Genomic DNA, 894 nt, shown 5'->3' on the forward strand with positions numbered 1-894 from the left:
GATCGCCATAGCCGAATTCCGGCGGAATCATCAGCGTGCGCTTGCCACCGACCTTCATGCCGGCGACGCCTTCATCCCAACCGCGGATGACCTGGCCGGCGCCCAGCGTGAAGGTGAACGGCTCGCTGCGTTCGACTGAACTGTCGAAGGTCTTGCCGTGCTTGTTGTCGGCGCGCTCGTCGTAGATCCAGCCGGTGTAATGCACGCTGACCTTCTGGCCGGTCACGGCCTCGGCGCCGGTGCCGGGCTGGGTGTCGATGCGCTCGAAAGCAGCGATGGTGCCTCCCGGTGGCGGGCCGGACGGCTCCGACGAGCAACCAACGGCGGCGAGGGACAGCAGCAGGGGAAGCAGCAGGCGGCGCATCAGGCGTCTCCGGGGGTGATGAGTCAAGGGCGGCAAGGTTAGCGCATCGGCGCCGGGTATCATGGGCGCATGGCAAAACTCCTGCTCAATCTGCGCAATGTCGGCAACGACGAATATGCCGATGTCTGCACGCTGCTCGACCAGCACGGCATCGCCTGGTACCGCACCGAACCCAGCCCCTGGGGCATCTCCAATGGTGGCCTGTGGCTGCGCGAGGATACTGACCAGCCGCGCGCCAAGGCGCTGATGGCCGAGTACCAGGCGGCCCGCGGCGTGCGGGTCCGCGCTGAGCGCGAGCAGGCCCTTCGCGATGGTACTGCCGAGACCTTTGGCAGCCTGTTCCGGCGTCGCCCTGGATTCGTGGTGCTGGTGCTGCTGGGCATGGCGGTGGCGGCGGCATTGGTGCTGTTGCCGTTCATGCTGCTGCGGGGGTAAGGGTGTTCGGCCGGGTTGCACCCGGCACCCGCAGAAGCGACGTCAACGGCAACAGCAGCGGCGGGCGTTCCGTGGTGGGCGGGGCGGTGTGGGCA

Annotated in this window: 2 protein-coding genes; one reads left to right on the forward strand and one right to left on the reverse strand. The window is 67.7% G+C overall.

Features of this window, described 5'->3' with window-relative positions; genetic code table 11:
* Positions 1 to 364 (reverse strand): FKBP-type peptidyl-prolyl cis-trans isomerase (locus tag DBR20_RS22150; protein WP_181393089.1); only part of this gene is annotated, 364 nt, incomplete at its 3' end.
* Positions 365 to 433: 69 nt separating this feature from the next.
* On the opposite strand from DBR20_RS22150, the gene DBR20_RS14215 reads away from it, so the two are divergent.
* Positions 434 to 799, forward strand: a complete 366-nt coding sequence (locus tag DBR20_RS14215; RefSeq protein WP_100552127.1) for a DUF6164 family protein — start codon at positions 434 to 436, stop codon at positions 797 to 799.
* Positions 800 to 894 lie beyond the last annotated feature (95 nt).

This window comes from Stenotrophomonas sp. HMWF023, assembly GCF_003060985.1.
In the GTDB taxonomy this organism is placed as follows: domain Bacteria; phylum Pseudomonadota; class Gammaproteobacteria; order Xanthomonadales; family Xanthomonadaceae; genus Stenotrophomonas; species Stenotrophomonas lactitubi.

Excerpts from the sequence above, each read along its gene's own strand:
- DBR20_RS14215 (WP_100552127.1), top strand. The coding sequence starts at position 434 with ATGGCAAAACTCCTGCTCAATCTGCGCAATGTCGGCAACGACGAATAT.